The 4,866-nt window shown below is 48.2% G+C and carries 7 protein-coding genes; 4 read left to right on the top strand and 3 right to left on the bottom strand.

Annotation, left to right across the window (positions count from 1 at the left end; translation table 11 throughout):
* Positions 1–83: 83 nt before the first annotated feature.
* Complete coding sequence (locus EXE44_RS15975) at positions 84–281, bottom strand: ribbon-helix-helix domain-containing protein (protein ID WP_137693500.1); 198 nt, start codon at positions 279–281, stop codon at positions 84–86.
* Positions 282–378: 97 nt separating this feature from the next.
* On the opposite strand from EXE44_RS15975, the gene EXE44_RS15970 reads away from it, so the two are divergent.
* The 3 genes from EXE44_RS15970 (at position 379) to EXE44_RS15955 (ending at position 2,915) form a co-directional block, all read left to right on the top strand.
* A complete protein-coding gene (locus EXE44_RS15970; protein ID WP_137695043.1) occupies positions 379–588 on the top strand; it encodes a hypothetical protein in 210 nt (69 codons plus the stop codon).
* A 117-nt stretch (positions 589–705) separates the two neighbouring features.
* Positions 706–1,821, top strand: coding sequence for a hypothetical protein (locus EXE44_RS15960; protein ID WP_137706307.1), 1,116 nt, complete (start codon positions 706–708; stop codon positions 1,819–1,821).
* Positions 1,822–1,823: 2 nt separating this feature from the next.
* On the top strand, positions 1,824–2,915 hold the full coding sequence (locus tag EXE44_RS15955) for a hypothetical protein (protein WP_137694949.1): 1,092 nt from the start codon (positions 1,824–1,826) through the stop codon (positions 2,913–2,915).
* A 16-nt stretch (positions 2,916–2,931) separates the two neighbouring features.
* Here the strand turns inward: EXE44_RS15955 and EXE44_RS15950 are convergent, their stop codons facing one another.
* Positions 2,932–3,243, bottom strand: coding sequence for a hypothetical protein (locus EXE44_RS15950; RefSeq protein ID WP_241989505.1), 312 nt, complete (start codon positions 3,241–3,243; stop codon positions 2,932–2,934).
* 62 nt (positions 3,244–3,305) lie between these two features.
* On the opposite strand from EXE44_RS15950, the gene EXE44_RS15945 reads away from it, so the two are divergent.
* On the top strand, positions 3,306–3,542 hold the full coding sequence (locus EXE44_RS15945) for a hypothetical protein (RefSeq protein ID WP_137706306.1): 237 nt from the start codon (positions 3,306–3,308) through the stop codon (positions 3,540–3,542).
* Positions 3,543–3,585: 43 nt separating this feature from the next.
* On the opposite strand, the gene EXE44_RS15940 is transcribed toward EXE44_RS15945, so the two are convergent.
* On the bottom strand, positions 3,586–4,608 hold the full coding sequence (locus EXE44_RS15940) for a hypothetical protein (RefSeq protein WP_137706305.1): 1,023 nt from the start codon (positions 4,606–4,608) through the stop codon (positions 3,586–3,588).
* Positions 4,609–4,866: the final 258 nt, after the last annotated feature.

The raw sequence follows: 4,866 nt of genomic DNA, 5'->3' as shown, positions 1-4,866 counted from the left end.
CGTGGCGGCGCGCTCCGCACGCTTTTTACGGTCGCTCGCGTTGTCTTCGACGGGCCCTGAGGGTGTCTCGTTAGGTTGGGTCATCACGCGGGGCCCTTCTTCGATTCGCCGTCCGCCGAACTGAGCGACTGCTCCGGCACCGCGAACGGCGAGTCGTCGGCTTGCCGGATCAGGAAGCGGATGTACTCAGCACGGCTCATTCCGTGTTCTTCGGCCTGTTCGGTCACGTCGTCGACCATCTCCATCGGCATGTTGACGGTCACATTGACTGATAGCGCCATGCGCCCCTACCTTTGTAGGTGACTAACTTAATCATTGCGTCTATGAGTAGTATACAAACTGCGTAGGTTATTCAACAGCCGCAGTTAATCACTTTCCATGGGATCGAGTACGGAAGGTAGTGATGGCCAAACCACTGTTTCGACGCATGTCACAGAGGAATTTGTGGAGGAATTCGATCGGGCTCTAAAAATGGCACAGATTGAGGGAGATATCTCAATGGATGTTTCCCGGGCAGAAGCTCTACGACGACTTATGAAAAAGGGAATAGAAGATCCCTCTCTGTTTGCGGAAACAAATCAAGAGTAGCAAAAATACAGATTAGTGACTAAATTGAGAGCTATCAGTTAGTTTGCCAGTTTCACCAATCCACGAACATTTTTACCATGACGAGACAAGGTGGGCGTAAGGAGACGAGCAGAACGAATGAAAATCCCTCAAGACGAATACGACATTGAGTCTTTCTGTCAGACTCTGATAGACAGAAGTCCAGACAAGACCTTCGAGGGGTACCACTACAACCACGTCAAAGTCTATTTTTATCTTACTGAGGAAGACTGGCTGACTAACTTCCAAGAAAATTATCAGATCGAGCAGCTTGGAGAAATATATAAGATCACCGGGGAGTACGTTAGTCGGGGCGGAGAAACTGAGCGACCGGTCTACTACGCTCACTACTACGATGACTCTCTCCTAATGCTTTTCACGGCTACAACAGAGGAAGCCAAAGAGAATACAGTCGACCTCACGATTCGGCGCAGTTCGACGATTGGTGAGATGCCAATCGTGCCTCAGGATTTCCAAAAGATGCACCACATGGTTCTGGATCAGCATCCTGATATTCGGATCACGAGCTTCAAATCGCGCCGTATTCCTGATCTTGCCGAGGCGGATATTCGTCCTGACTATGACCGAGAAATCATATACAACGGGGATGATGGGCGTCAGACCCTCCAAGAGTTTAGAGAGTATTACGGTGTAGTCCCTATTAGAGTCGAATACCGCGGAGAGGAGATCGAGTTTAAAATTAATAAGAACGGTAAGTTCACGCTGAAGCGAACGAACGCAGAGAACTTCACGCTCTTATTCGATCTGATCCGGGAGATTCAGGATCACGTTTTAGATATTCAAGAGGTGAGTCAACGGATCAAATTTCGAACCGAGCGGCGGGGGTCAGGAAACCTTGAGTTGGAACTCGCTGACGTAACCGCCGGACAAATTGATTTCCACAAATCGTTTAATTTGCTGATGGCAGAGGAGTTCGTCGAATCAGCGGGTGAGAAAAACTACCGGCAATTCACATTTACAGACGTCTCCAAAGAAGCTGGTTCGCTTGATTTCTCTGCAACAGTCACAGATGAGATCCGTGAAGCGACGTTCAATATCAGCGCAACTGAGGACTCAATGAAGATTGTTCCAAAACACGATTGTGAATTCCCAACAATCGTTCAATTCTACCACCTCATCACAGAAACTGTTGACGAACGCGCAACTATCGATATATTCGACAGCGAATCTGCTTATGCCGAAACCACTGCCTGAGAATGAGCATAGATCCTCCAGATAGTGTCCCCGAGCATTGGCATGATGAGTTCGCAGACCGATATCTGGAGATCCGGAAGGAGAGGCTTGAACAATATCATGAAGAGGAACAACGTGATCGGATTGAACGGAGCTTAAAAAAAGAGCAAGAGCACCGCAAGCTCCTCAATATGTGTATATTTCCTTTCAGTAGTAGTCCCTCTCCATCGGATTTTCGATTTCTTCGGGCAGATCCCTTGGAAGAGAAGGGCTTACCAAACTTCGATTTCTTGCTGTGGGATTTTGAGGGGCAGGCCATATTCGGTGAGGCGAAGGCCAACATCGCTCAGGGCCCAGTAAGCCTTCTGAATGAGGTTCGTGAGCAAAGACAAGTTGTCGAGGATAACATGGAGTACATCGTTGAGAAATACTTAGGTGAGGAACCTAGACACGTTGAGTACGTTCTTGCCACTTTCGCTGGTGACGCAGATCAAATTACTCGAAAAGCAATCAGCGAAAGTCGGGACGTAGTAACATGGGCGATTCACCAGATGGAGAAGAGCATATCAGTTAACACTGTTCTACCGTCAGAAAACGATATTCCAGATGGTGAGAGCCTTGATGATGTCAATCTCCGAATCAAGCACTCAAAAAGAGAATTAAACAGTACACTCTCTCGTGCCAAATCTACTGAAGGCAGCTTCAATCTGTTTCCAGAGTCTGACCCTGTGACAAAACTCCGGACAATAATAACCGCACGCTACTCTGAGGGGGGACATTGTTTCGTAAATGTCCAAGAGATTTCCGACATTGTGGACAGTGATCTTTTTTATCTAGAAGAGTCCAAGCGAGAGGAAATTGTGGATGAAATTGTTGAACAGGGTCTTGAAATAGGGTTCCTGAGGGAATACGACGAAACAGATGCGGACTACAAAATTGTTTCCCGATACACCCACAGCGATGGGTTGGAAGACACTCTCAGAAGGAAGTGGATCGACTCGCAGATCGACCAAGATATTGAAGAAATCGAAAAAGAGTGTGAGCGGCTTGCGGCAAAAGAAGTAAACAGGCAAACACAGCTTTGGGATTACCTAGACAGTGAAACTATGGTGTGAATAATTCTATGAAGGTCTAAGACTGGATTCCAGAGCTCATATCTTTGGTAGCGAGGTACTCTTTCATTTGATTTATTTCCGCCTGTAGATTCTCAATCTGCTCCTGTAACCGCTGTCGCTCCAGCTCGGCCTCGATGTACAGCGAGAGGTCCATCCCTCGCCGCGGCGACGCCGGCTCCAGGTAATCAGCGGCGCCAGCGTTGGCGCCCATCATCCCCAGCACCTCGCCGAACGCCATCTCCGCCTCCGGCCGGAGCATCCGCCGGAAATCCTCGAGTTCCTTCGCGCGCTGCTCAACAATCATCTGCTGCGTCCTACTTGGGGGCACACCTTGGCCAAGCAGGTGTTTAAATAAAGACATAAGCCATATGCGGTGAGTAAAAGTGAAACATGTCTCTCCAATCCGCCTATCGCGAGGATCTGCGTGAATTGGTCGCCGCGCTCGACGATCGTGGGATCTTCCGCCCCGGTGAACGTGAAGCGTGGGAGGAGGGGATCGAGGAGGCCGACGATATGAGCGAGCTGATGATTACGGGTGAGGCGCTACACGCGGCGATGGTCGATCGGGAGGGCATCGACGAGGTCGTTAGCGAGCATACTGAGGAGCGGACGCAGGCGTTTGTGTAGCTTTTTGGAAGACGTTCGCTCCCCTAACCGCATTCAGAGATCGCTATTTTACTGGTTCTGTCTGATCAGTCAACTGATCTTTAAATAGCTCATCAATGAGTTCGAGTAAACGCTCACGAAGCGTGTTAACATCTGTTTTGAGCGTGCTACCGTCCTTATGATGAGCCATCCACCGACGTTCGGCACCATTGACCCTATCTAGGTAGCTAATCGTGCGCTGACTCGCTGGTGTGTTATGTCGGATTCCGTCTACAAGATTTGAATACTTGTAGAGTACACCGGCATCGGATTTTTCGTGTTCAATGACATCTTTATCTCCCGTCCGCTTCAGATAATCTATTATAACCCATTCAATGCCGTGAATGTAGCAACTTAGTGCGGCGTTGAGGTGATCCCGTTGGAAGCTGGAATCACCCTCGTCAATGTACTGTATCGCGGTTCTACCATGTTCTGTCTCTCTGAGAATGTCCCGATATTTCTGTTCAAGAGAGTTGTCAAGCAATTCTGCTTCTGTGTGTGGTTCTTGGAATGTTTCTGCTTCAACTCTCCGAGCATACTTTGTGATTCTTTGCTTCGTCGTGCTGATAGCACTCTTCACGTCATATTCTTCATTAGAATCAAGCATTCCCTGATGCTGTTGTTGTAGCAACACAGGTCGCGCAATTACTTCGATTTCGTACCCCTCAGTTCCATTCTGGATAGAGATAGTTCGAAAGTGAAAGTCGATTTCAAACGGGATGTCAGCGCGTTTTCGTTTAAGACGGTCATGGTATTTATCAGTAAGAATATCTTGTTTCTCTCTCTCCGGAGCAAGGCCCAGTTTTTCTCTGAATTTGAATGAGAGTGGCAGTTCTGGCTTTGTGATTTCTAAGCGGAAAGTCATGGTACGGGACTCAGGCAGAAATGGAAGGTCTCCTTGATTGACCCGCTTGTATCCATCTTGTAATACGGTTCTGCTAAGATACTTTTTAATATTGGAAAGAGCGGCTTCCTCGTGCTCGCCAGGTATGAAGTAATTTGCTTTAACGATGATCTCATCGGGATCAAGAGGAGGCTTCATACTCATACTAACTGGTCAACGAATTGTTTAGGTAAAAAATGTGTGCTATGATTGATATACTAACTATATTCAATAGACAGTGTATATCACGCGTCCTTTCCTTCAGAAAAGACTGATCAAAAGCCCTCTATTCGCTTTACGATAGGGTAAACAGCCTTTTTCCACACCTGATCGAGCGGTGTCGGATACGGCGTCATGTGCTCGATCACGTCGTCGAGCGCGACCAGCAGGCCGATGAACGCGAAGCCCGCTCCCGTTGCGGGG

This window comes from Halorubrum sp. SS7 (assembly GCF_005435055.1).
Lineage (GTDB): Archaea > Halobacteriota > Halobacteria > Halobacteriales > Haloferacaceae > Halorubrum > Halorubrum salinarum.
The sequence above is the reverse complement of the archived record's forward strand: the minus strand, read 5'-3'. Positions and strand labels throughout refer to the sequence as shown.